27 protein-coding genes are annotated in these 22,605 nt (G+C 64.4%); 14 read left to right on the top strand and 13 right to left on the bottom strand.

Annotation, left to right across the window (positions count from 1 at the left end; genetic code table 11):
* Window positions 1–2 precede the first annotated feature (2 nt).
* The 4 genes from AArc1_RS14635 to AArc1_RS14620 are packed head-to-tail and all read left to right on the top strand — an operon-like array spanning window position 3 to window position 3,413.
* A complete protein-coding gene (locus AArc1_RS14635; protein ID WP_186336609.1) occupies window positions 3–890 on the top strand; it encodes a branched-chain amino acid ABC transporter permease in 888 nt (295 codons plus the stop codon).
* On the top strand, window positions 883–1,959 hold the full coding sequence (locus AArc1_RS14630) for a branched-chain amino acid ABC transporter permease (RefSeq protein WP_117365065.1): 1,077 nt from the start codon (window positions 883–885) through the stop codon (window positions 1,957–1,959). The genes AArc1_RS14635 and AArc1_RS14630 overlap by 8 nt, the downstream gene beginning before the upstream one ends.
* On the top strand, window positions 1,956–2,687 hold the full coding sequence (locus tag AArc1_RS14625; protein WP_117365064.1) for an ABC transporter ATP-binding protein: 732 nt from the start codon (window positions 1,956–1,958) through the stop codon (window positions 2,685–2,687). The genes AArc1_RS14630 and AArc1_RS14625 overlap by 4 nt, the downstream gene beginning before the upstream one ends.
* Complete coding sequence (locus AArc1_RS14620; RefSeq protein WP_117365063.1) at window positions 2,688–3,413, top strand: ABC transporter ATP-binding protein; 726 nt, start codon at window positions 2,688–2,690, stop codon at window positions 3,411–3,413.
* Between the two features lie 508 nt (window positions 3,414–3,921).
* Here the strand turns inward: AArc1_RS14620 and AArc1_RS14615 are convergent.
* The 3 genes from AArc1_RS14615 to AArc1_RS14605 all read right to left on the bottom strand — a co-directional run bounded on the left by AArc1_RS14615 (window position 3,922) and on the right by AArc1_RS14605 (window position 6,092).
* Window positions 3,922–4,653 (bottom strand): SDR family NAD(P)-dependent oxidoreductase, encoded by a 732-nt coding sequence (locus AArc1_RS14615; protein ID WP_117365062.1) that lies wholly within the window; start codon window positions 4,651–4,653, stop codon window positions 3,922–3,924.
* Between the two features lie 119 nt (window positions 4,654–4,772).
* Window positions 4,773–5,228, bottom strand: a complete 456-nt coding sequence (locus AArc1_RS14610; protein ID WP_117365061.1) for an acyl-CoA thioesterase — start codon at window positions 5,226–5,228, stop codon at window positions 4,773–4,775.
* 72 nt (window positions 5,229–5,300) lie between these two features.
* Window positions 5,301–6,092 carry an N-acyl homoserine lactonase family protein gene (locus AArc1_RS14605; protein ID WP_117365060.1) on the bottom strand — a complete coding sequence of 264 codons (792 nt, stop codon included), beginning with the start codon at window positions 6,090–6,092 and terminating at the stop codon, window positions 5,301–5,303.
* A 125-nt stretch (window positions 6,093–6,217) separates the two neighbouring features.
* Between AArc1_RS14605 and AArc1_RS14600 the strand changes: the two genes are divergently transcribed.
* The 4 genes from AArc1_RS14600 to AArc1_RS14585 all read left to right on the top strand — a co-directional run bounded on the left by AArc1_RS14600 (window position 6,218) and on the right by AArc1_RS14585 (window position 10,801).
* Window positions 6,218–6,352 (top strand): transporter, encoded by a 135-nt coding sequence (locus AArc1_RS14600; RefSeq protein WP_117365059.1) that lies wholly within the window; start codon window positions 6,218–6,220, stop codon window positions 6,350–6,352.
* Window positions 6,353–6,984: 632 nt separating this feature from the next.
* On the top strand, window positions 6,985–8,157 hold the full coding sequence (locus AArc1_RS14595) for a poly-gamma-glutamate biosynthesis protein PgsC/CapC (RefSeq protein WP_117365058.1): 1,173 nt from the start codon (window positions 6,985–6,987) through the stop codon (window positions 8,155–8,157).
* Window positions 8,158–8,268: 111 nt separating this feature from the next.
* On the top strand, window positions 8,269–9,501 hold the full coding sequence (locus tag AArc1_RS14590) for a Mur ligase family protein (protein WP_117365057.1): 1,233 nt from the start codon (window positions 8,269–8,271) through the stop codon (window positions 9,499–9,501).
* 88 nt (window positions 9,502–9,589) lie between these two features.
* Window positions 9,590–10,801 (top strand): poly-gamma-glutamate hydrolase family protein, encoded by a 1,212-nt coding sequence (locus tag AArc1_RS14585; protein WP_117365056.1) that lies wholly within the window; start codon window positions 9,590–9,592, stop codon window positions 10,799–10,801.
* A 184-nt stretch (window positions 10,802–10,985) separates the two neighbouring features.
* Here the strand turns inward: AArc1_RS14585 and AArc1_RS14580 are convergent, their stop codons facing one another.
* Window positions 10,986–12,062: a poly-gamma-glutamate hydrolase family protein gene (locus AArc1_RS14580; RefSeq protein ID WP_117365055.1), complete on the bottom strand. Its 1,077-nt coding sequence runs from the start codon at window positions 12,060–12,062 to the stop codon at window positions 10,986–10,988.
* Between the two features lie 122 nt (window positions 12,063–12,184).
* On the opposite strand from AArc1_RS14580, the gene AArc1_RS14575 reads away from it, so the two are divergent.
* Entirely contained in the window at window positions 12,185–13,480 is a 1,296-nt protein-coding gene (locus tag AArc1_RS14575) for an NAD(P)/FAD-dependent oxidoreductase (protein ID WP_117365054.1), read from the top strand.
* 81 nt (window positions 13,481–13,561) lie between these two features.
* On the opposite strand, the gene AArc1_RS14570 is transcribed toward AArc1_RS14575, so the two are convergent.
* Both AArc1_RS14570 and artA read right to left on the bottom strand, forming a co-directional pair.
* Window positions 13,562–14,272 carry a metallophosphoesterase gene (locus tag AArc1_RS14570; protein ID WP_117365053.1) on the bottom strand — a complete coding sequence of 237 codons (711 nt, stop codon included), beginning with the start codon at window positions 14,270–14,272 and terminating at the stop codon, window positions 13,562–13,564.
* Entirely contained in the window at window positions 14,269–15,282 is a 1,014-nt protein-coding gene (gene artA, locus AArc1_RS14565) for an archaeosortase A (protein ID WP_117365052.1), read from the bottom strand. The genes AArc1_RS14570 and artA overlap by 4 nt, the downstream gene beginning before the upstream one ends.
* A 135-nt stretch (window positions 15,283–15,417) precedes the next feature.
* Here artA and AArc1_RS14560 point away from each other — a divergent pair, with 135 nt between their 5' ends.
* The 5 genes from AArc1_RS14560 (at window position 15,418) to AArc1_RS14540 (ending at window position 19,701) form a co-directional block, all read left to right on the top strand.
* A complete protein-coding gene (locus tag AArc1_RS14560; RefSeq protein ID WP_117365051.1) occupies window positions 15,418–15,654 on the top strand; it encodes a hypothetical protein in 237 nt (78 codons plus the stop codon).
* Between the two features lie 54 nt (window positions 15,655–15,708).
* On the top strand, window positions 15,709–16,119 hold the full coding sequence (locus AArc1_RS14555; protein ID WP_117365050.1) for a DUF7124 domain-containing protein: 411 nt from the start codon (window positions 15,709–15,711) through the stop codon (window positions 16,117–16,119).
* Between the two features lie 86 nt (window positions 16,120–16,205).
* A complete protein-coding gene (locus tag AArc1_RS14550) occupies window positions 16,206–16,742 on the top strand; it encodes a DUF5815 family protein (protein WP_117365049.1) in 537 nt (178 codons plus the stop codon).
* Between the two features lie 95 nt (window positions 16,743–16,837).
* Window positions 16,838–17,344, top strand: a complete 507-nt coding sequence (locus tag AArc1_RS14545; RefSeq protein ID WP_117365048.1) for an LUD domain-containing protein — start codon at window positions 16,838–16,840, stop codon at window positions 17,342–17,344.
* A 2-nt stretch (window positions 17,345–17,346) separates the two neighbouring features.
* Complete coding sequence (locus AArc1_RS14540) at window positions 17,347–19,701, top strand: LUD domain-containing protein (RefSeq protein ID WP_117365047.1); 2,355 nt, start codon at window positions 17,347–17,349, stop codon at window positions 19,699–19,701.
* 93 nt (window positions 19,702–19,794) lie between these two features.
* Here the strand turns inward: AArc1_RS14540 and AArc1_RS14535 are convergent, their stop codons facing one another.
* The 7 genes from AArc1_RS14535 to AArc1_RS14505 form a co-directional block, all read right to left on the bottom strand.
* On the bottom strand, window positions 19,795–20,049 hold the full coding sequence (locus tag AArc1_RS14535) for a DUF3194 domain-containing protein (protein WP_117365046.1): 255 nt from the start codon (window positions 20,047–20,049) through the stop codon (window positions 19,795–19,797).
* On the bottom strand, window positions 20,050–20,442 hold the full coding sequence (locus AArc1_RS14530; protein ID WP_117365045.1) for a prefoldin subunit beta: 393 nt from the start codon (window positions 20,440–20,442) through the stop codon (window positions 20,050–20,052).
* A gap of 64 nt (window positions 20,443–20,506) precedes the next feature.
* A complete protein-coding gene (locus AArc1_RS14525; RefSeq protein WP_117365044.1) occupies window positions 20,507–20,773 on the bottom strand; it encodes a KEOPS complex subunit Pcc1 in 267 nt (88 codons plus the stop codon).
* A gap of 5 nt (window positions 20,774–20,778) precedes the next feature.
* Complete coding sequence (locus tag AArc1_RS14520; RefSeq protein WP_117365043.1) at window positions 20,779–20,913, bottom strand: DNA-directed RNA polymerase subunit P; 135 nt, start codon at window positions 20,911–20,913, stop codon at window positions 20,779–20,781.
* Window positions 20,914–20,934: 21 nt separating this feature from the next.
* Complete coding sequence (locus tag AArc1_RS14515) at window positions 20,935–21,198, bottom strand: eL43 family ribosomal protein (RefSeq protein WP_117365042.1); 264 nt, start codon at window positions 21,196–21,198, stop codon at window positions 20,935–20,937.
* Between the two features lie 51 nt (window positions 21,199–21,249).
* The gene (locus tag AArc1_RS14510) at window positions 21,250–21,459 is read right to left on the bottom strand and encodes a hypothetical protein (protein WP_117365041.1); all 210 of its coding nucleotides are present in this window, start codon (window positions 21,457–21,459) and stop codon (window positions 21,250–21,252) included.
* A gap of 103 nt (window positions 21,460–21,562) precedes the next feature.
* Window positions 21,563–22,303 (bottom strand): DUF2103 domain-containing protein, encoded by a 741-nt coding sequence (locus AArc1_RS14505; RefSeq protein WP_117365040.1) that lies wholly within the window; start codon window positions 22,301–22,303, stop codon window positions 21,563–21,565.
* Between the last annotated feature and the right edge of the window lie 302 nt (window positions 22,304–22,605).

The following is a 22,605-nucleotide window of genomic DNA, read 5'->3' as shown; positions in this document are numbered from 1 at the left end:
CTATGCTCGGGGCTATCGGTTCGTTCCTGGTAACGGGGGCGATGATCAGTGCCATCTACGCGTTGATCGCGATCGGGTTCACCATGATCTTCGGAGTCGGCGGGGTATTGAACCTCGCTCACGGCGGGCTCATCATGCTCGGCGCCTACGGCTTTCTCGTGGTCACGTCGTCTTCGACGGTCGAGTTCCTCGCGATCCCGCCGATCGCTGGCCTCGCCGTCGCCATCGCGGTCGGTGCGGTCGCATCGTACGGCCTGTACGTCGGCCTCGTGGAGTACATCGAGGACAACCCGGTGATCACATTTCTGGCGACGCTGGTCGTCGCGTTGATCCTCGCCGAACTGGCCATCGTCGCCTTCTCCTCGAGCCCTCGGGGACTCGTGAACCTCGCTCCCGGAAGTTCCGGACAGAGCGTGGGACTCAGGGTGACGAACCTCGAGATCGTCGCGTTCGTGACTTCCTGGGTGGCGATCGGCCTGTTATGGTACTACGTCACGCGGACGGACGACGGACGGTCGATTCTCGCGACGTCGATGAGTCAGCGCGGTGCCCAACTGACCGGGGTCGATCTCCCGTCGGTGAAAGCCAAGACGTGGCTGATCGCGGGCGCACTTGCCGGGCTCGCTGGCGTCTTCATCGGGACGCTCCAGCAGACGAGTCCGACGATGTGGCTCGATCCGCTGGCACTCGCGTTCATCATCGTCGTCATCGGCGGCATCGGCTCGATCAAGGGGTCGATCGTCGCCGCCTACCTGATCGGCTACCTCGAGACGCTGACCGTCACGCTGCTCGGCTCGGGCTTTCGTGGCACGTTCTCGCTGGTCGTCCTCGTGATCGTCCTGCTCGTGATGCCACAGGGACTGTTCGGGAGGGAGTGGGTCCATGAGTAGCGATACGCAAACCGGTGGCTCGCTCGAGTCGGTCGCCGACGGCTACAACGACCGGTTCGGGCACCTCTTCGGCGAACTCAACGGTCCGCAGTTCGCGCTGTTGATCGGCTCGCTCGTCGTCCTGTTGGCCGCACCGGTCTGGACGTCGCTGCTCGGTGCCGGGGGGCTCCTCCGGACGCTCGCGCTCGCGTCGATCTGGGCGATCCTGGCGATGGCGTGGGACATCCAGAGCGGCTACACGGGGTACATCAGCTTCGGTCACGCTGTCCTCTCGGGCGGAGCCGCCTACACCACCGCGATGCTGGTGGCACACGTCAATCCGGATCTCCCGTTCCTCGTTACGGCCCCGATCTCGGTGTTCGCGGCGCTCGTCATCGGTCTAGTGATCGCCATTCCCTCGCTTCGACTCCGGGGACCGTACTTCTCGTTAGTCACCTTCGTTGCCGGACTGATATTTTATCAGCTGACCTATGCGTTCAGCGGCTACACCGGCGGCGAACTCGGCCAGCGCGTCGGTCGGATCGAGTTCGAGCTCGCGGGCGCACAGGTGACCACGTTCGATCCAGTCACACGGTACTACGTGATGCTCGTCCCGATGCTGGTGATCGCGGTGGCGTTGCTGTACGTCGCGCGATCGAACGTGGGAATGATTCTGATCGCCATCCGGGAGAACGAAGAGGCGGTCGCGGCCGCCGGCATCGACACGACCAAGTTCAAAATCTGGTCGTTCGTGCTGAGTTCGATCCCGATGGGTGTTGGCGGCGTCTTACTCGCACACTTCTACGGCAGTGTCAATCCGCTGAACTTCCTGCTCGTCGATCGAAGCATCGAGATCATCGCGATGGCCGTCGTCGGCGGTATGAGTTCGATCCTCGGGCCGATCGGCGGGGCCTTCCTCGTGATCGTCCTCCGCGAGGAGGTACTCGGTGTCTTCGGCGTGACCGGCCGCTGGGTCGCACTCTGGACCGTCGTATTGCTCGTCCTGGTGTTCGCCCGGGACGGACTGTTCCGCAAACTCTGGCACATCCTCGGCGACCGAGGCCGTGCCGACGGAGGTGACGACGAATGAGCTTCTTCGAACTCGATGGACTGACGAAACGCTTCGGTGGACTGGTCGCCGTCGACGACCTCTCGCTTTCGGTCGATCGCGGCGAGATCGTCGGCCTGATCGGCCCGAACGGCTCGGGAAAGTCGACGGTGTTCAACTGCACGATGAGCCGCTACACCGTCTCCGACGGCTCGATTCACTTCGACGGCGACGAGATCACCGACCTGAAAACCCACGAGGTCGTCGAAAACGGTCTTGCACGGGTCTCACAGGAATCGAACCCGATCGACGCCATGACCGTCGGAGCGAACATCAAACTGTTCACCCTCCCCAACAGTGTCACGTCGATTCGCGGCGGTGCCAGCGACGACGAAATTTTCAACTACGCCGCCCGACTCGACCTCGAGGACAAACTCCACGAACAGCCCGACGAACTCCCTCACGCGGATGTCCGCCGACTCGAGGTCGCAAAGGCACTCGCGACTGACCCCGAAATGATGTTGCTCGACGAGCCGTTTGCGGGGATGAACCAACAGGAGATCGACGGTCTCGTCGAGAAGTTCGAGGAGCTTCGTGACGCCGGAATGACGATGATCGTCGTCGATCACAACATGGGTGGACTCATGCGGCTCGTCGACCGCGTCGTCGTGATTCACAACGGAACCAAAATCGCCGCCGGAGATCCCGAGGCGATCGCCGAGAACGATCAGGTCAGACGCGCCTACCTCGGCAGCTCGGAGGCGATGTAGATGGCGGACTCCGACCCACACCTCGAGATCGAGGACCTGCACGTCTACTACGGCAAGTCCCACGCCCTGAAAGGCGTCTCGCTGTCGATCGAGCCCGGCGAAATCTACGGCGTCATCGGCCCGAACGGGGCCGGCAAAACGACCATGCTGAACGCCATCGCGGGTTTCGTCGACTACGAAGGGGCCATCCATTACGACGGGATCGACCTCGCGACCGTCTCCCCTCGAGACATCGTCACCGACGGCCTCGTCTACTGCACCGAGGACCGGGACCTCTTCCCGTTCTTCTCGGTTCACGAGAACCTCCAGATGGGCGCACAGTTCCGCGACGACCGCGAGGCCGTCAAGCGGGACCTCGAGATGGTCTACGACCTGTTCCCGCGACTGGACGAACGCCGCGAGCAGGAAGCCGAGACGATGAGCGGCGGCGAACAGCAGATGCTCGCGATCGGTCGGGCGCTCATGAGCGACCCCGACCTCCTCATGTTAGACGAACCGACGCTCGGACTCGCGCCGATCATCATCGAGGACATCAACGACGCCATCGAGACGCTGAACGAGGACGAAGGGCTCACGATCTTGCTCGCCGAACAGAACTCGACGTTCGCGCTTCGCCACGCCGAACGCCTGGCCCTGCTCGAGACCGGCGAGATCGAACTCGCGGGGCCGGCCGACGAGTTCCAGGATAACGACTACATCCAGGAAGCGTACATCGGAATCCACTGAGCGTCGGTTTTGGTGTCCCTCGCTCTGTTTTCTCACCCGGGTTCTGCCCGACGTGCCGGTTCACCGTGACTCGCTGTGTCGAGTGTGGGACCGCTCGAGTCGACGCACCCGCCATGTCAATCGGCCGGCCACGGTCTCCACAACCGCTGTCGCGTGCTGCCGACACCCGACCACTATCGCGTGCTGCCGACGCTCCACCGCTGGCGCGCGCTGACGGCGCGCTCGAGGGCTCGAGAGCGCGCCGTCGACGCCGCGCGAGGGATGAGTGAACGAGCGACGCGAGTGAACGAATCGGCTGGGGAGGCCGTGGGTACTCACCGGTGCCGGCACGAGTGCTGTCTCCGGGCGGCCTCTCTGAATCGGTCGTCTCGCCGGAGACCAACTGGTCCAGACCGTTCGTTCGGGGAGCCACGATACGATGGGAGTCGCACAGCCAGGCACGATACGGTGGGTGTCGTTCGGGTAGACACGATACGGAGTGGAGTCAACGGGCTAGCACAGTGACCGGCTACTGAAACTGCATCCCGCCGTTGACGTTGACGATTTCGCCCTGTACGTACTCGTTTTCCAGCAAATACGCGACCGTGTGAGCGACGGCGTCGGGCTGACAGGCGTACTCGGGAAGGTGTGTATCGAGGTTGCCGTGGCCCCGGAACTCGACTCGCTCGAGGAACTCGAGGATCGTGTCGTTCATCTCGGTGTCGACGGGACCGGGAGCGACGGCGTTGACCTGGAGCCCGCTGTCACCGTACTCCCGCGCCAGCGACCGCGTCAACCCGTGGAGCGCCGCTTTGCTCGCCGCGTAGCTGGCGTCGACCGTCCCGCCGGTCCCTCCGATACTGGAGACGAACACCACGTCGCCGTCGGGCTCGAGATGTGGAATCGCGGCCCGTGTCACGTAAAACGCCCCAGTGAGGTTCGTCTCGAGGACCCGGCTCCATTGGTCGTCGTCGATGTCGGTCGCGAGATCCGGCTCGACGATGCCCGCGTTGTTGACGACGGCGTCGAGCCCGCCGAATTCGTCGACGACCTCACTGATCATCGATTCGACGGCCGCGGAATCGCGGACGTCGGCGCCCACGGCGACCGTGTTGCTGCCCTGTTCTCTGACTTCGTCGACCACGTCGGCAGCCGCGTCGGCTGCCGTTCGATAGCCGACTGCGACGTCGTGGTCGCCGGCGAGGGTCAGTGCGATCGCCCGGCCGATTCCCCGGCTCGCGCCCGTGACGAGTACTCTCATGATATAATTGGGTTATACAAGCGGATAGTAGCTAAAGCTTCCGTCTTCGGCGGTCCACCCCCGTCCTGTGCAGACGGCGTCGTCGACTCGCCGACGACGCTCGAGCCGCAGCGACGGGCTCACTCGGGCAGGCCGCCCTGGTACGTGGCGATGGCCTCGAGGAAGTCGTCTGGAAGCGGCGTCGGCGCTTCGGTCTCGAGGTCGACGGCGACGTGGGTGACGGTGCCCTCGGCGACGAGGCTCCCGTCCTCGCGTTCGATCCGGTGTTCGAAGGTGAGACTCGAGGTTCCGACGTCGCTCACGCGGATGCGATTGCGGAGTCGGTCGTCGAATTCGGCACCGTCGCGGTAGTCGAGCGAGGCGCTGACGACGTGGACCTGCCAGCCCGCCTCGACCATCCGGTCGTAGCTGTACCCGATTTCGCGGAAGAACGCCGTGACGGCCTCGTCCTGGTAGGTGAAGTATTCGCCGTAGAAGACGACCCCCTGCAGGTCCGTTTCGGCGAATCGCACGCGGTTCTCGAAAACCGTCTGGAACGCCGGATCGAGGTCCGCATCTGGATCTGTGTCGGCCATGTCTTCTGGGCTTTCGGGACAGTAAAAGTCGTACCGGCCGCGGCAGTCCACACGGAACGTCGCGGGCGACGGCTACAGCTCCTGGAGCCGCTCGAGGTCGCTGGCGTCGTGTCCGCAGAAGACGTCGGCGTCGCGGCGTCGCTCGACCGCTTTCACCCGGCGGACGCTGTCGATCCAGTGGCGCTTGCTCCACAGCAGGCCGCCGCCCATGGGATGTTCGTCGTCGTAGTTCGGCCGCGAATAGGCGAGGTCGCCCGCGAGAACGATGGTCCCGTGTTCGTCGAGTTCGAGCTGCACGCCGAGCAGCCCTGGGGTGTGTCCGGGCAGGTGCAGGAGGTCGACGCCCTCGAGAAGGGGCTCGCGGTCGCTGTGGACGATCTCCCACTGCAGATCGAGATCGAAGTCGTCGGCGATGTAGGCGTCGCTGCCGGCGTCGGTCTTGGCGCTGTAGTAGGCGTATTTGAGCTCGCGCTCGTGGACGGTGATCGGAACGTCGGTCCCGTCGAAGGCGTACAGCCCGCCCGCGTGGTCGAGGTGGAGGTGAGTCTGGATCACGCGGTCGATGTCGGCGACGTCGTAGCCCGCGTCGGCGAGATCGTCCTCGAGCGGCCGCAGGCCGGTGTGCTCGAAGGCGTCGTACAGCGGTGCGGGCCAGTGTCCCGCGTCGGCCTCCGGGTGAGAGCCGGTATCCCAGAGAATCGTCGCCTCGGGGTGGTCGATCACGAGATTGTAGACCGGCCCCTCGGCCAGTTCGAACTCGGGGTTCGGTTTGCCCGCCGAGGCCTGGACGGCTCCCTCGAGGATGTTGTTGACGTCGGTCGTGATCGTCCCGCGCTCGATTGGGGTGACTGTCGCATCGACCATACCGTAAATACGGGTAACACTCAGTTATAGGTTCTCGAGGCGGCGATCGGACACGGCCGTCGTCGCTCCCGCTGGGCGAGTAATGCCGGCCACATCCCTACGTCCTTCCCGGTTGAAGCCCGACCATGGTCCGACTCTCGACGATCGTGATCCTCGCCGGTATCGTCCTCCTGTTCGTCCCGATTCCACCGATCGCTACCGTCTCAGGTATACTCGTGATCGCACTCGGGCTGGTGCTCCGGTTCGTTACGGATCTCTAGGGCGCTCGAGCCAGCCGTCCAGGGCTGTGTGTCCCGGCCTCATCTCCGGTGGTGTCGACGTGGAGTGGCACGCATAATCCGGCGGACGACTTCGGTCTTACGTCTACCACCTCCAGTTACGTCCTGCTCTTCGGAGGGAAGCTGCTGCTTCGGGAGTGTGCTGGCATCATCACGCATGCTTTGATCGTGGTTCTGTGTCGCGGCCAGTGTACTCAGCGGTTACTGATGCTCTGGTGAACATTCAAAAGGAAAATCATTTCGAGACGTTCTACGGGATTGTTTATCACACATCGGATAAGAAATGATCGTTTGTCCACCCGAACAACAGAAAGAAATACGGTTCGCATTGGTAATCGCTGTGCGCCACTCACTCTTCTTTCCAGTAGTCGTTATCGGTGAAAATGTTTCAGACAGCGGCCAAAAGGTTAAAATACAATGAAGAAAGCTTTATCAAGCATTGCTGTTTTGGCTGTAACTATGAGCCCTCCAGCATCGAGCAGCCGCCCGCCAGCGGCAAGTCAATCGAGTCACCGGGATCTCCGCCTTCCATCCCCGTCTTCGTCCACGCCAAGCGTGTCACTCGAGTCAGGTTACCGTCTCCGCCGAATCGGTGATGGGACATACGTACCACGATGATCGTCGCCGCGACGCTCACCGTGATAGGCTTGCTACTGGGGATTGCGCTCGTACAATCGTACGCTCTCCGGCTGTCCGGAGTCCTCGTCGTGCCGCTGTTCGCGGTGTACGTGTTGTACGACTTCCTCGCGCTGCCGGTGTTCGTGCTCGGCACTGTCGCCGCGTACGTCGGCCTTTCGATGCTCCAGCAGCGGACCTTGCTGTTCGGCCGCCAGTTGCTCCTTGCGAGTATGGCGATCAGCATGGCCGCCCCGCTTGCTGTGTTCGGAGGGCTCGCTGCTGTCGGCGTTCCCGGTATAACGCTCTCGTCGTTTACCTTCGTCGGGACCATCTTACCGGGTGTCGCCGCGTACAACTACCACCAGCTCGATTCCGACCGTCGTCGTGAGGACGTGCTGGTGAGCAGTGGAGCCCTCGTGGGGCTCGTCGCGCTCGGTGCCAGTCTCGTGAACCTCACGCTGGCACCCTCCCTCGGACGATTCACGCCGCCGTTGCTGTACGGCGAACGGGCGGACATCGCGATCGCTCGAGACGCAACGATCGGTGGAGAGGACGCCCTCTTCGTCGACGCGTCGCTCGGGTTGATCCTCGCGGTGATCGTCCTCGGCATGATCGTCTCGGAGGGAGTCTACGGTCGGTGGGGAATCAGGCTCAACGGGATCATCGCGCTCCCGTTACTCGCCCTGTTCGCACTCCAGTCGGCGGCGATCGTTCCGCTGTACGTTGCCGGAATCGCCGTCGTCTACTCCCTGCTGACGCTACTCCACCGCACGACGCTGCTGTATGGCCGCGTGTTGCTCTCGACCGGACTCGTCATCGCAGTCGTGGGGGCCGTCCCCATCGCGATGTTCGTGCCGGTCACCTCCGCGCTTCACGTGTTCTTTACGGCCATCCTCATCGGCGTCGGTGCGTACAACCTCCACCGGATGCCGCCAGGACATCGCCTGACGTCGATCAGCCTCTCCGCCGGTGCGTTCGCGATCTTCGCCATCGGACTCCGGCTTGCGCTTTCGCCCGGACCCGACGGACTGCTCGTGACGCGGCTTCCCCTCCAACTCACATTGCTGGGAGCCGCCATCGTCGCCGGTGGACACACGGCCCTTCGACTCGAGCGACTCCGTCCCGCCGACCGAGACCGACGACCCCAGGCCAGTAGCGGTCACACCTAACGCCCGCCCACGAGCCCTCCCCACAGGACGCCCCACGTCGACGAGCCGCTGCACTGTGTAGCGCCGTCGACCGCGGCAGACGCCGACAGCTCCCCCCAGAGCTGAGACAGTATGCCAGACCTATCCCCCACGACCCTCCGCAAACCGGTCACGAACCTCCCCCGATCGCTCACGCAGGTCGGACGACACCTCGTCTCGTCGTTCACCCGCGGCATCAATCACCGTCAGAGACTCGAGGATATCGACGTCAAGATCGTCGTCTCCGGAACTCGAGGCAAGTCCGGGACGACCGAACGGCTGTACGAGATCCTCTGTGCTCGCGAGTACGACGCCTACGCGAAGGTCACGGGCAATCATCCCCTGTCGCTGTACGATGGGGAAGAAAACCCCATCGACCGCGGCGACCGCGTGACGCTCTACGAGAACGTCCGTGAGCTACGCAAGTACGCCGACGCAGAAGCGCTGATCCTCGAAAACCAGGGTATCACTGACTATACGACGCGGATGATGAACGAGGCGTTCGGCCAGCCCGACGTTCTCGTCGTCACGAACGTCAGACAGGATCACCGTGACACCCTCGGCGGGAGTCGCGCGAAGATCGCACGCGCATTCGCACGAGCCACCCCGCCCGATACTCACGTCGTAAGCGGTGAGCAGGATCCACAGCTATGCTCGTACCTCGAGCGCGAACTCGAGGAGATCGGCGCGACGATCACGCACGTCGACGTCCCCGACCGACACAGCGACGTGCCGGGCGCCGAGTGCGTCTACGCCATCGACTGCGTGCTCGAAGAGATCGGCGAAGCTCCGCTTTCCGATCACCTCCGTGAGTCGATGCTCGATTCGTTGCGCGTCGAGTGGGTTCACGCCCTCGACGGCCGTGTCTACAACGCCGCCGACGTCAACGACGTCGAGAGCACCGAGATGGTCCGACGATCGCTCGTCGACGACGGCGAGCAAATCCAACCGTTCGTCTACCTCCGACGCGACCGGCGGGCCCGAACGGCGTCGTTTCAGGAGTATCTCGAGGACCTCTACGATCGCGGCGCCATCGAGCAGGCCCGCGTCGCCGGCAGCCATACCGAGCTGTTTGCGGAGAAATCCTCTTTTCCCGTGATCTGCCACGACGCGGCGACCGAACCGGCGGTCGACGTCCTCGAGGCGTCGATCGACGACGGGTGGCCGGTACTCGTGATGGGGAACACCGTCGCCGAGTTCATGCGCGACCTCGACGACGAGATCGAACGCCACGCCACCGAGCCAGCGGGCGAACTCGAGGCAAACGCAAATTCGGCGGCGGCCGACGATCGGCCGCAACAGCCGCCACAGGTGATACAGCAGTGAGTACACCAGTGGCCACATCGCGCGACCGACGAACCGCTCGAACGACCAACCGCTGGGAGACGGACCGCTCCCGTACACAGACCTCCAAATGACAGACGATAACGACACTACCGGACACGCCGATTCCCCCGCATTGACCCGACGAGCGACACTGGCTGCAGCGGTCGGTACGCCAGCCCTGCTCGGCCTCGCCGCCGGATCGTACGAGGTCGCAGCACGGACGACCGACGACGAAGATTTCGAGACGCCACTGCTCTGTCCGCTCGCCGACGGCCAGTCGTCGCTCGAGGGTGACAGAACCGCACTGTCGGCCGACCCGCGACTCCTCTCGGCCTACGACCTCTCTGAGGGCCAGCAAGTTCGCGTCGAGCGACGTGACGACGAGTTTGCCGCCTACACGATCGTCGAGGAACGACCCGAAGATCCGACGGACATCATCAGGGCTGCCGACGTCACGCGTTGCCGACTCGACCTCGAGGAGGCGACGCCGCCGGCACCCGGCGATGTGGAGTGTCCGAGCCCGGACCAGAACTGTTCACTCGCCGACGACGAGTTCGAGGTGACCCTTTCGACGACGATCCCGAACCCGGATCTCTCCGAGTCTCAGGCTCGCGAACAGGGTGAACTCATCGAGCGACTCGACGAGCGAGGCACTGACCGAATCTTCCTTGCCCCCCACGGCGGGGCCGTCCAGCCCTGGACGGATGATCAGGCCGAATACGCCGCGGAACTGACCGCTTCGACGTGCTGGCGCACGAAAGGCTGGGGGCCGGACGGTGGAAACGCTTTCCGACGCTGGCACGTCCCGACGATGGAGCTCTCGCCCGAATCATATCCCGAACTCGAGACGATCGCAGACACCGAGTACGATCTCGCGGTCGACTGCAGTGGCGTCTGTGACGCCGGGGTTCTCGTCGGTGGCACGGCCGACCGCGACCTGCGCGAGACCGTCCGGGATTCCATCAACGACGCGTTGCCGCGCTGTGCAATCGAGGCCGAACTCGAGGACGACGGCACGAGCGACCGCATGCTCGTCAACCGCCTCGGCGAGGAGAGCATCTATCTCTCACAGAGTTACGACTCCCGTCGGGCTTACTGGGAGGAGGTCGCACACGGCCTCGCTGCCGCGCTCTCGGACGACGTCGAACCGCCGGAACAGGATCCGCCGTGTGACCGTGGGAACGCCCCGTCGGAGACACCACCGGAAGACCGCGGGAACGCTCCGTCTGAGACGCCACCGGAAGACCGCGGGAACGCTCCATCGGAGACGCCACCGAACGGACGCGGAAACAGCGAGTAACTACTTCGAGCGCCTCACGACGACTCGAGGTGACGTAACTCGCGGCGTATCGCGACGATGATCGACCGCGGTCCGTTTTTTTGGTGCCACTCGGCAGCACCGATACTGGCTGTGTCACAGTATCGAGCACGAGCCGCTCGTCGCGACGTCGAACCGGTTTGCCGGTAACGGCGATCTACCGGCGCTATTCCGTCAGGTCCTCGAGTGCGCTGGCCACGGCGTCGGCGACCACCGCCCATTCCTTTTGGCGGATGTCAGTGGGTTGTTCGAGCTGGATCGTCTGCCCGATCGAGCCGGCCTGGTTGAGTACGTTCTCGGGGGACGCACCCGCGTAGTCGGAGGCGTCGCTGCTCGCGAGTTCGACCGGTGTGTCGGGAAGTGCCGTCTCGAGTTCGTCGACGACGCGTTCGCGGTCTGTCTCGCTCGCAGTGCCGCCGACGAGAATCGTCTCGCTCGTATACCCGTGGAACGCGACGGACCAGTCGAACTCGTGGGCTCGAGTCTTCTCGAGCTTTGGAAACGAGGCCGGATGGATGTCCGTCGAGTGGACGTGCCACCGACTGAGCGCACCGCCACTGTTGTTGAACCCCGAGCAGATCCACCCAACGCCGTCAACCGTTTCGGCGACGCGTTCGGCCTGGAAGTCCGTTCCGTACTCGATGTATCCGCCGTGTGGGGCGAGTGCGAGAACGGTGGCGTCGCTCGGCTCACCCACGAGGTACTCGACGTACTCGTCGTTGAGCCGCCCCTGCTGTCGCGTCTCGTAGGTTGAGTGGACGGCCAGTTGCGTAACTGTCACCGATCCGTCGGCGCTCACACCGATCCGCTCGAGGCCGTCGTCGGTCAGCCGAAGCTCGCCGTCGTCGTGTTCCGAGGCGACGGTGTAGACTGCGCTGTCGAACCCATTGCTGCCGTTTTCGGCGTCGATCCGGAGCTGGTGGCCGACCTCGAGGTCGGTCGACTCGAGCAGTTCACACGGGACCGAACAGTAGCGCTCGGACGCCGAGGGAGTGCTCCAGCCGTCGCGTGCTTCGCTTGCCGGTAGCTCCCAGAACGTCACGTCGTCACAGTCACTTCGTTCGACCGCCTGAATCTGGTCGGGAAGGTCGTCGTCGGAGTCGTTGCTGGCGACTACCGCACGGGTGCCGAGTGCTGTAGCTCCGACGCCGGTTATCGTCAGGCCGGAGCGGAGAAACTGCCGTCGCTTGGTGGAGGACGTCGAGTTCGGCGATCGCTTCGGGGAGGGGCGGTTTTCGTTCATCCAACGGCAATTGGTACAGACTATCCGTTGAAATACGTTTAGTATATATTCGCCTGCAGACGGTCGAACCGGATCCCGCCGTTGGGTCCAGAGCTTTACGTCCGGATTGCTAACTAAATCGCATGACTTCGACACCCCACGTCGTCGTGGTCGGTGGTGGACTGGCGGGCCTCGTCGCGGCTCGTCATCTCGCTGCCGGCGGCGTCGACGTCACGCTGCTCGAACGCGAGGAGACGGTCGGTGGCCGCGTCCGGACGCTCGAGCGCGACGGCTACCGATTCGACCGCGGCTTTCAGGTACTGTTCACCGCGTATCCGGCCGTAAAGCGAGAGCTCGACCTCGAGGCGCTCGACCTCCGTCGGTTCGCGCCGGGGGCGATCCTTGCCCGGCCGGGTCACCGGTCGACGCTCGCCGATCCCGTTCGCGATCCGCGAGCGTTGCCGGCGACGCTGTTCAATCGCGACGTCTCCTTCGGCGACAAACTCCGCGTCGCGCGCTTGCGTGTTGATCTCGCTCGAGTCGATCCCGACGAGATATTCGACGGGCCGGACGGGACGATCGAGGCGTTCCTGCGCGACCGGGGGTTCTCCGAGCGGTTCATCGATAACTTCGCCGCACCGTTTTACGGCGGAATCTGTCTCGATCGTACGCTTTCGACCTCGAAACGGGTCTTCGAGTACACGTTCCAAACACTTGCCGCCGGCGACACCGTGGTTCCCGCGGCGGGTATGGAAGCGATTCCGATCCAACTCGCCAGGTATGCCCGTGACTCGGGCGCGACGCTCGAGACCGATCGAGCGGTCGAAGCGGTCGAGTCCGACGGCGACGGGGGCGTGACGGTGTGGACGACCAACGAGACGCTGGCGGCCGACGCCGTCATCGTCGCGACCGATCCGCCAACGGCTCGCGAACTGACTGGCGTTGAGTCGATTCCGACGACTGGGCGGAGCTGTGTCACCCAGTACTATCGACTGCCCGGCGACGCCGACCTCGAGACGGGCAAGCGACTCGTATTGAACGCTAGTGACGCAGGTCCCGGCGGTGGACCGAACCAGGTCGTCCCACACAGCGCCGTTGCCCCCGAGTACGCGCCCGACGACGCGACGTTGCTCAGCGCGACGTACCTCGGCGAGCGCGAGGAGAGCGACGAGCAACTGGCCGAGCGAACCCGCGAGACGCTCGAGTCGTGGTTTCCCGAACGGCTCTTCGGCGGCTTCGAGTCTCTCCACACCGAACGCATCCCGTTCGCCCAGTTCGATCAGCCACCTGGCGCCCACGACGGGCTGCCGGACGTCCGTGATCCCGAGGGGCGGATCTACCTCGCGGGCGATTACACACGCTGGTCGTCGATTCAGGGGGCGATGGAGAGCGGCAGGCAGGCGGCCGGAGCGGTTCTCGAGGACGCGTCGGCACGGTAGTAGCCAGGTTTTCGGGTCCGTCCAGAGGCGTGTCGTCCGTCGACGTGAGCGAGATCACTCTCCTCGCCGATTCGAACGAAATTATAGCAGCCGCCGGCACGCACCTAGCGTCGGAAACCACAGCGTCTCCGCCCTCGAGTCGTCCCTGATCGCCGGGTGAAAGCCATCCGCGTCTCGAATCAGCGGCGACTGGAAGTCGCTGGCCGACATCCTGTTGACGGTCGCCCCGGCGGCGAGCCGGGTGAACGCCGGGAGGACGAGAACGTCTGCGCCGTCGTAGGCGGCCGGGCCGTAGAGAAAACACGGCAGTTTCCGACCGTCGACCGACAGCGCCGGGTGGTCGTGGCCGATCACGTACCGTTCGGCCTCGCTCGAGGGACGTTCGTGGCCGTGACAGACGACCGTCCCGCCGTCTGCGAGTCGGTACTCTGTCGTCAGTGCCCCGTCGAAGACGGATTCGAGCATCGGGTCGTGGTTGCCTGCCGTGACGACGAGCGAGGCGTCGGCGTCTTCGACGACCGACTCGAGGGCCGCGAGGTCGCGCTCTGTGCCACGCGGAAGGTGGTCGAACGAGTGGAGGAGGTCGCCGGCGACGACGACCGTCGCGGGGTCGGTTCGTTCGAGTACGTCAGCCAGTCGATCACAGACGTCGGCACCGTCGTCGATCGGGGCATCGACGCTCGAGGCGGCGGCTCGGCCGAGGTGGACGTCGGCGAGAACGAGCGCGTCGGCTGCCGGGAGATAGACGGCCCGGCGAGAGAGCGAGAACGGAACGTCGACCGACTCGGTCACTGCTCGCGGTCGCCGGTGGCGTCGGGGCGAGCCTCCTCGTGGCCCAACGCCTCGAAGAGGTCGTACTCGGTGCCGCTCAGAACGAACAGCACCTCCTCGAGCGGTGCGAGCACTTCGGGGAGGATTCTGACCACGAGGAAGGTAATCCCGACGAGCGCGACGACCGACAGCGACTGGGCGACGTAGTTGTGTGCAACGAGGAAGGAGACACGATCCGGCTGTGCGCCCATGTAGGTGGTCATAAACGAGACGAGCCAGTCGAATTGGAACCAGCCGTACGGCGAGGCGAGCGCGATGAAGACGTTGCGCAGGAGGTTGAGAAACCAGATGACACCGATCGCGAGCGCGAACGCGGAGAGTTTGCGTTTCAGCGGTGCGGAGACGGAGGCGATGAGCCCGCCGAAGATCGCCATGCTCCCGAGTCCAGTACAGGCGAGGACGATGTAGGTCGTTCGACCGGTGACCGTCTCGTCGGGATCGAAGTCGAACCGGCTCTGGTAGCCGTTTGCGCCCTCGCTCAGTCCGGGGGCGTGTCCTAGCAGGTCCATCACGAAGTGTGCCTGCATCGCAGTCGTCTCGATCAGCCACTGGCGGACGAACGGGATCGTCTCTGCGGGGAGGTAGATCAGTCCCATGATGGCGACGGCCTTCGAGAGCAACAACAACGACTCACGGCCTGAATACAGGAGGTAGCCGGTGTAGACACACAGCGGGAGAGCAGCCAGCGCGAGCACGGTCTGGATCGGGCTCTGGGCGTCGAGGTAGTAGTACGGCACCATCGTGAGCCAGAAGAGGCCGAAGACGAGCCACGATCCGGCGGCGAGTTGCCGGGCGAGGTCGGTCCCACCTCGCCACTGGAAGACGACGGCACCGAAAAAACCCGCGATCGCGACCCAGGCGAGTGCGTCCAGCAGCGGGGAGTTCACCATCGCCGGGGCGAGTACCGGTGCAATAGCGGACTCGAGGCCGACAGGCGACGTACTCCCGGACGCGACAGGGAGAGGCGGCATTGTCACGTCGTATGAACGAACGCTCGGTGTATCAATGTGACGTCTCGCCGCCGTTCATACGTGGCTGCTGGAACCGGCCAGAACGAACTCGAGCGTAACGGTTAAGTCGTGTTGTGATTATAGTTAGCATACAACATGGCCACCAGTGAACAGTCTCATACCGATCTCGGCAGCCGGCAGATAACGGTTCGCCGCGTCGAGTCGGTGGCGCCACCTGCGACCGTCCGACACATCGACCAGCTCGAGGCGGCCGCTCTCGAGGAGTTTCTCGTCCTGCTGGGTAGTGATCGCCCCCTGACAGCCGCCGAGACATCGCTCTCGGTCGGGGACGTGATCGCTTTCACCGACTACTATCGGATCTCGTGTTCGTAGGGCCTCCCTCGACGTATCGAAGCGGTTTTCCCCGACGCGGCCGTTCGATTGCGTATGAACGGCGACAGCGATATGACCCTCGCGTTCGAGCTCGAGGCCCTGAAAGAGCTCGCCTCGCCCGAACGCGTCTTCGAGGACGCCAGAGGCTGGACCGAGTACATCGGCGTCGTCTCGGAGGAACCGACCTACGTCGTGACCAACTTCACCCGCAAGAACCGCATCCGCCAGGACTTCTTCTCGGGTCCCCGCGGGAAAGCCGAGAGCCTCGAGGGTGTCAAAGACCAGTTCCAGACCGACCGCTACGTCTACATCGGTGCGAGCGACGAAGACGAGCAGCTGGCCGACGAGGTCGGCTGGGAGTATCTGGCCGTCGAGGACGCCGCCGAGGCTGCCGACTGGATCGTCGCTGCGAGCGTCGACGACGCCGACGACGACGCCGAACCCGTCCGCGACGACTGGCCCTGACTGTTCGGTACGCTCCCGCCGAGCTGTTGTGAAAGCCTTTTCCTCGAGTCGTCGCCCTTTTGTCCGACCGAGTCGAACGACGACCCATGGCAGCCCCCCGTGTTCCGGGTCCGGCCGACGACCGTCGTCTCGAGCTTCCGTGTGACGAAGCGATCGATCCGCACGACCTCGATCTCGGGATGCGTGAGCTCACCTGTTCTTGTGGCTCGACGCACGCCGTCGTGACCGACGTCCACCCGCCCTCTCGGTTCTTTCCGGAGTCGCTCGTGGCGGTCTTAGCGGAGACGATCGAGTCCGACGACGAGTTCGAGACGTTCGGGACGCCGCATCTGCTGGGGATCGTCATGGAGGAGTTCCCCGAGAAGGTCGTCGTCCACGACGCCAGCGACGACGGTGCGGTCGGGTATACGCTGGTCTGGGTCACGGACTTCGACGCCCGCCGTCTCCACGAGATCATCGTCGAACTCGTCGTCGAACTCATGGAACACGCGATCAGCCACGCCGAAGACGACGACGCGAGACGGGACTTCGAGAGCCAGATGCTCGAGTTCGACGTCTCTGCGTTCGTCGAGGAGTACCGCGCCCAGCGGGATTTCCAGGGCGAACACGACACTGCATTGTAACGGCTCCGGTGAGATCGGAGAGACGCTGGAGCGTTCGAGGGCGTCTCGGTCAGCGTCCGACATGCTATTGATCGTCCGACCGAATTCGTCAGGAAATGACTCTCGACACCGTCAGCCGGTTCGAACGGGCACTCGAGGCGCTCGAGGTATCGTTCACTCTTACCCTGGCGTCCGACGCTTCGGAGGCGATCGAGGCGGCACTCGAACCACCCGTTGTCGGCGTCCCGCTCCCGTTCGACGATGTTTCGCTTCCAGCGACGGTCGAAACGGCGCCGACGTCGGCCGACCTCGTCGGTGCGCAAACGGGAATTACGCCTGTCCGATTCGCCATCGCAGCGTCCGGCACCGTCGCCATCGAGTCGACCACGGCGGGCGAGGAACCGTTCAGTCTTTACCCGGAGCGCCACGTCGCCGTCGTCGCCGAGAGCGACGTCGTTCCGGATCTCGGAGCTGGCTTCGATCGACTCGAGCGGGCGTTTGCAGCCGGCGACGACAGTGTCGTCTTCGCCACCGGCCGGAGCGCGACCGCCGACATGGGCGGACTCGTCCACGGCGTCCACGGACCGGGTGAGGTGCACGTCGTTCTCCTGGAGGATCGGTGACGATGGCCGACCGAACGGACGACCGGAGCCAGACGGCCGCCAGGCTCCGTCATCTGTTGTCGACCGAGGGTGAGGCGATATACGCGAACGCCAGTACCCTCAACAACCGCCGAGCGGCGACGTATGCGGCCACGGACACCCTCGAGGACCGCAGAGCGACGGCCAGGGCAATCAAAGAAGACGCGATCGAGCGCCTCCCCGAACTCCTCGAGACGGTTCGTGAGGCCGTCGAATCGAACGGCGGCACCGTCTACCTCGCCGACGATGCGGCGGACGCGAACAGATACGTGGCCGACGTCGTCGTCGACAGCGCCGCTCGCGAGCCTGCCGACGACGATACCGCTGTGGACGCCCCGTCGGTCGTCAAATCGAAGTCGATGACGACCGAGGAGATCGACCTCAACGACGCCCTCGAGCGCGAGGGGATCACGGTCACCGAGACCGACCTTGGCGAGTGGGTGCTCCAGATCGCAGACGAGTCGCCATCACACATCGTCGGCCCGGCGATGCACCTTTCGCGCAAAGAGATCGCCGACCTCTTGACCGAGGCGTTCGATCCCGACGAACGCTTCGAGACGCCGGAAGCGCTGACCCGGTTCGCCCGCGACCACCTCGGCGAGCGCATCCGCGAGGCCGATGTCGGGATCACCGGCGCGAACTTCGTCGTCGCCGAAACGGGGACGATCGCACTCGTGACGAACGAGGGGAACGCCCGCAAGTGTGCGGTCACGCCCGATACGCACGTCGCCATCGCCGGCGTCGAAAAGCTCGTCCCCTCTATTAGCGATCTCGAGCCGTTCGTCGACCTCATCGCCAAGAGTGCGACTGGCCAGTCGATCGCCCAGTACGTGACGATGCTCACGCCGCCGACCGACTCGCCGACGATCGACTTCGACGCCGACGAGCCGATCGTCCCGGACTCGAGCGACGGCAAAGAGACCGGCTCGGCTCGGGCAACCGGGACGACCGACCGCGACTTTCACCTCGTGTTGCTCGACAACGGGCGGATGGCGATGCGTGAGGACGACCAGCTTCGCGAGACGCTCTACTGCATCCGCTGTGGGGCGTGTTCGAACTCGTGTGTGAACTTCCAGTCGGTCGGTGGCCACGGGTTCGGCGGCGAGACCTACTCCGGCGGCATCGCCACTGGCTGGGAGGCTGGCGTTCACGGTCAGGAATCGGCCGCGGAGTTCAACGACCTCTGTACGGGCTGTAGTCGCTGCGTCGAGGCCTGTCCCGTCGAAATCGATATCCCCTGGATCAACACCGTCGTCCGCGACCGACACAACCGCGGGGCCGACCCCGCGGCCGCCGACTTCCTCGTCGACGGCCTGACGCCCGACGCCGAGACCGGCGGACTCGACCTCGGAAAGCGCTTTTTCGGTAACGTCGGGACGGTGGCGAGACTCGCCAGCGCCACCGCGCCGGTCTCGAACTGGCTCGTCGGGTCCACCCCTGTCCGCGCCATGCTCGAGCAGGCGCTTGGAATCGACCGACGACGCGACCTCCCGACGTTTCAGCGTGAGACGCTCGTCGACTGGTTCGAGACGCGAGGGGGCTTTGCCGCCTCGAAAACGCGAGCGTCGGAGCCGGGGGCACGACACGGCGACCCCAAGGAATCGAAGCAACGGGCAGCCGCTGGCGGTCCCGACCGGGAGGCCATCCTCTATCCCGACGTCTACACCAACTTCGTCGACGTCGACCGCGGAAAAGCCGCCGTCCGGACGCTCGAGGCCCTCGGCGTCCCGGTTCGGGTTCCCGACCTCCCAGAGAGCGGCCGCGCCCCGCTCTCTCAGGGGATGGTGTCGACGGCGGATCGGCAGGCGAGTCGGCTATATGCCGCAGTCGTCGAGGACCTCGACGCTGGCCGTGACCTCGTCGTAATCGAGCCCTCCGACCTCGCCGCCTTCCATCGTGAGTACGAACGGTTGCTTCCGGAGGCGTCGTACGAAACACTCGCCGAGAACAGCTACGAAATCTGCGAGTACGTCTACGGACTGGTCGAAACCGGAGCCGACGCCGCGGTGTTACAAACGGGTGCGGGCAACGAACCCATCGCGTACCACTCCCATTGCCAGCAGCGCACCCTCGGCCTCGAGGCCCCGACGACCGCGCTACTCGAGCGCTGTGGCTACGACCCGCAGACGACGAGCGCCGAGTGCTGCGGGATGGCCGGGAGCTTCGGCTACAAACGCGAGTTCTACGAGGTGAGCGTCGACGTGGGCGAACGGGTGGCCGACGAAGTCGGGTCCGCGGAGACGGTCGTCGCCAGCGGCACCTCCTGTGGCGACCAGCTCGAGACGCTGCTCGAGCGACCGGTTCCACATCCCATCGAACTTCTTGCCCCCGACGACTAGCGTCGCCACTGAGCGTCAGGAACACTGTCGCTCGGCGGTCGCTGGGCTCCTGTTGCACTACCGTCTCGAAAATCGAACCCGGCTCGAGCCGAGTTACGCCTCGAACAGGTCGTCGACCGCTTCTCGTGCGGCGAGTGCGGCGTCGTCGGCGACCTGCTCCGGCTCTGAGTCGTCTTCAGCGCCGGGGACGTTGAGATAGACGTCGACCTCGAGGACGCCCTCCTCGAACGTGACCGTCACGTCGAGGTCACGGACGGCTGATTGTTTGTACCGCGAGAAGACCAGTCCCTCGGCGGCCTCGGCGGCCACCCGGACGACCTCCTCGTCGGACGGATCTGCCTGACTCATCTACGCGCCGCCCGGACCACCGGGGCCGGCTGGGCCGCCCATGCCGCCTGCACCGCCGAGCAGGCCCTCGAGGTCCTCCTGGAGGCTCTCGAACTGCTGCTGGACGCGGTCTTCCTGTTTCTCGAGGGTTTCGAGGCGGATCTCGAGGGAGTTGACTTTGTCCTCTAGGTCTTCCTGGGCCGACTCGTAGTCGGTTTCGACGAGGAGGTCGCCGACGTTACGGTACATCGTGGTTTCTTCATCGATGTTCTCGAGTTCGTCGAGTGCGTTCTGGGACTCGGTGAGGCTCGATTCGGCTTCCTGCTTCTGGATGGCGACCGTCTGGGCGGTCTCCTGAAGGTCCTGAAGCTGCTCGATTTTCTCCTGTGCTTCCGGCGGCAGGTTTCCTTGCATGTCTCGACGGTCGCCCTCCGGACGGAAAAAGACACGCTTTCGTATGGATCGGAGCCGACGCGGGTTAGCGGGTCTCTACGACCCCGTCGCCGGCGCTTGCGGTTCGTTCGGCGACGTCGACCAGCGTAATCCAGGTGTTGAGCGCAGCCCGCAACGCGACGACGTCCCCGGCCCGGACGTCGACCCGGACGCAGGAGCCGTCACGCTCGACGGTCGTTTTCGAGCGATCGTCGTCGATCTCACCCACCTCGAGGCCGACGCTCTCGGCGACGAGGTGGGCACGCGACTCGCGTTCGTACTCGAACTCGAGGGTCGCGTCGTGAAAAGACACGCTCGTCAGTTGACGTCGACTTCCTTGACGTCGCGACTGCGTTCTTTCAGCAGCACGCGATGACCGCAGTACGGACAGCGGACGCCACCGTACTCGTCGATCTGGACGTCGCGTTTACAGCGGGAGCACTTGTAGCTCATTCGTGACAGTGTGAGGTGGGGTTACTCGTCGTCCTCATCGAGTGCTGCGCGGATCGAGCGTTCGACGGCGACACCGGCTGGCGTCTCCGGTCGGTAGGAGCCGCCGGCGAACACCTCACCAGTCTCTTCGTTCTTCCAGATGCCGGTGCCGACGCGGGTGACGTCTTCGCCGTCTACCTGTGCGTTGTTCATCGCGTCTTCGATCTCCGAGATACGTCGTCGTGCGACCCGACCGTAGCGTGCGCCGAAGCGGCCCGCGCTACCGACTGTTCCTTTCTTGGCCATAGTACTGCGTTCTATCCGTAGCTGATTCTTAAACCTGTTGAGTCAGAGTCGTCACGCTCGCTCGCCCGCACGCGTTGAGGCTGGGTTGACGAGCAGTTCCCAGCCGATCACCGCGAGCGCGGCGACCCACCCGAGCGTCGCGAGTGGGGCGGCGAGCAGACCAGTAGCGACTCCGGTCGCCGCGATCACTGTCCGCAGAGCGATTCCACTCACCGCGAGTACCGGAATCGCAGCCAGGACGGCGTCGGGGCGCTCGAGCATAGCTAATTATATCTCATTACTCTGCGCCGGTTAAGAACCAGACAACCAGCAGGCAGTGTCACCACCATCGCGGCGTGACTACATCAGATCCGAACCGGTCGCCTCAGTTGAATTCGGCCTCGGCGAGCACGTCGTTCAGATCCTCACGGATGTGCTCGCCCATCTCCCGGTCGGGGGCGGTGGTGACGACGCGATTCTCCTGGACGCTCGAGCCATCCCGCAGGAGCATCCGGACGTTGCCACCGTCGTCGGCGCGAGTCACCTTCGCGCGCAGCCCCGACTGTGAGCCCTTGCCGCCGGCGTCGATGGGGCCGGGGATGACCTTCTTGACGTGAGGATGGTCGGCGACCGTCCGGATGGCTCGCATTCCGGTCCGGCCGCCGATGAGCGTCGTGTGACTCCCGCCGATCTTTTCGGCCGGGGGCGTTTGGACTACGTCGAGTGCGGGTCTGTGCCGGCGCTGTATGACTGCCTCGACGGGATCGTCGTCGGCCACGCGGTAGAACTGGTGGTGGATGTCCTCACGAACGGCCCGGATCACCTCGCGCGAGCCGCCAGCGTACACCTCTTCGGGGCGTTTACGACGGATCTCGTCGCCGATTAGCCCCGCGAAGTTGCGCAGTTCGATGACTCCCTTTTCGCCACCGTCTTCGGGCGTCGTCGTGATCGTCGTCTGTCCGACGATCGGCTCGATATCGTCGCGCTCGTCGTCGTCCGCGAGCATCGTTAGTGTCGCCCGATCACGCGCCGCTTCGAGAACGACCGCTGCAACGTTTCGCTCACGACAGACCAGACAGAAGTCTCCCGGCTTCTCGAGCGGCGACGCGCAGTGGCGACACTCCATCGATCGTTTCTACGTGCGAGCGTGGATAAACGTGTTTTCGATCCGGTTCGCGAGCGGGTCGCTCGAGAGCCGGTGTCGTGTCCAGATCGTTCGCTCGAGAAACGACGCTCTAACAGCATCACTACGATCCGTTCTTCGACACTGTCGTTCGATCGCTCCTCGCCTCGAGTCCGCCACGGATCGCGGTAGACACCCAGAGTACGCCGATGGTACGGCCGTCCTGATGGTGACCTACGCCGATCACCGATCGCTGTAGTCGTCTCGTACCGGTCCGATGAGGCCGTGAACGAAGTCGGTAACTA

Source organism: Natrarchaeobaculum sulfurireducens (assembly GCF_003430825.1).
GTDB lineage: Archaea > Halobacteriota > Halobacteria > Halobacteriales > Natrialbaceae > Natrarchaeobaculum > Natrarchaeobaculum sulfurireducens.
Note: the sequence above shows the minus strand (reverse complement) of the source record. Positions and strands in the feature narration are given on the sequence as shown.

Bases quoted from the DNA above. Each gene is read 5' to 3' on its own strand.
- AArc1_RS14635 (WP_186336609.1), top strand. From the start codon at position 3: ATGCTCGGGGCTATCGGTTCGTTCCTGGTAACGGGGGCGATGATCAGT.
- AArc1_RS14630 (WP_117365065.1), top strand. From the start codon at position 883: ATGAGTAGCGATACGCAAACCGGTGGCTCGCTCGAGTCGGTCGCCGAC.
- AArc1_RS14625 (WP_117365064.1), top strand. From the start codon at position 1,956: ATGAGCTTCTTCGAACTCGATGGACTGACGAAACGCTTCGGTGGACTG.
- AArc1_RS14620 (WP_117365063.1), top strand. From the start codon at position 2,688: ATGGCGGACTCCGACCCACACCTCGAGATCGAGGACCTGCACGTCTAC.
- AArc1_RS14615 (WP_117365062.1), bottom strand. From the start codon at position 4,653: ATGAGAGTACTCGTCACGGGCGCGAGCCGGGGAATCGGCCGGGCGATC.
- AArc1_RS14610 (WP_117365061.1), bottom strand. From the start codon at position 5,228: ATGGCCGACACAGATCCAGATGCGGACCTCGATCCGGCGTTCCAGACG.
- AArc1_RS14605 (WP_117365060.1), bottom strand. From the start codon at position 6,092: ATGGTCGATGCGACAGTCACCCCAATCGAGCGCGGGACGATCACGACC.
- AArc1_RS14600 (WP_117365059.1), top strand. From the start codon at position 6,218: ATGGTCCGACTCTCGACGATCGTGATCCTCGCCGGTATCGTCCTCCTG.
- AArc1_RS14595 (WP_117365058.1), top strand. From the start codon at position 6,985: ATGATCGTCGCCGCGACGCTCACCGTGATAGGCTTGCTACTGGGGATT.
- AArc1_RS14590 (WP_117365057.1), top strand. From the start codon at position 8,269: ATGCCAGACCTATCCCCCACGACCCTCCGCAAACCGGTCACGAACCTC.
- AArc1_RS14585 (WP_117365056.1), top strand. From the start codon at position 9,590: ATGACAGACGATAACGACACTACCGGACACGCCGATTCCCCCGCATTG.
- AArc1_RS14580 (WP_117365055.1), bottom strand. From the start codon at position 12,062: ATGAACGAAAACCGCCCCTCCCCGAAGCGATCGCCGAACTCGACGTCC.
- AArc1_RS14575 (WP_117365054.1), top strand. From the start codon at position 12,185: ATGACTTCGACACCCCACGTCGTCGTGGTCGGTGGTGGACTGGCGGGC.
- artA (WP_117365052.1), bottom strand. From the start codon at position 15,282: ATGCCGCCTCTCCCTGTCGCGTCCGGGAGTACGTCGCCTGTCGGCCTC.
- AArc1_RS14560 (WP_117365051.1), top strand. From the start codon at position 15,418: ATGGCCACCAGTGAACAGTCTCATACCGATCTCGGCAGCCGGCAGATA.
- AArc1_RS14555 (WP_117365050.1), top strand. From the start codon at position 15,709: ATGAACGGCGACAGCGATATGACCCTCGCGTTCGAGCTCGAGGCCCTG.
- AArc1_RS14550 (WP_117365049.1), top strand. From the start codon at position 16,206: ATGGCAGCCCCCCGTGTTCCGGGTCCGGCCGACGACCGTCGTCTCGAG.
- AArc1_RS14545 (WP_117365048.1), top strand. From the start codon at position 16,838: ATGACTCTCGACACCGTCAGCCGGTTCGAACGGGCACTCGAGGCGCTC.
- AArc1_RS14540 (WP_117365047.1), top strand. From the start codon at position 17,347: ATGGCCGACCGAACGGACGACCGGAGCCAGACGGCCGCCAGGCTCCGT.
- AArc1_RS14535 (WP_117365046.1), bottom strand. From the start codon at position 20,049: ATGAGTCAGGCAGATCCGTCCGACGAGGAGGTCGTCCGGGTGGCCGCC.
- AArc1_RS14530 (WP_117365045.1), bottom strand. From the start codon at position 20,442: ATGCAAGGAAACCTGCCGCCGGAAGCACAGGAGAAAATCGAGCAGCTT.
- AArc1_RS14520 (WP_117365043.1), bottom strand. From the start codon at position 20,913: ATGAGCTACAAGTGCTCCCGCTGTAAACGCGACGTCCAGATCGACGAG.
- AArc1_RS14515 (WP_117365042.1), bottom strand. From the start codon at position 21,198: ATGGCCAAGAAAGGAACAGTCGGTAGCGCGGGCCGCTTCGGCGCACGC.
- AArc1_RS14510 (WP_117365041.1), bottom strand. From the start codon at position 21,459: ATGCTCGAGCGCCCCGACGCCGTCCTGGCTGCGATTCCGGTACTCGCG.
- AArc1_RS14505 (WP_117365040.1), bottom strand. From the start codon at position 22,303: ATGGAGTGTCGCCACTGCGCGTCGCCGCTCGAGAAGCCGGGAGACTTC.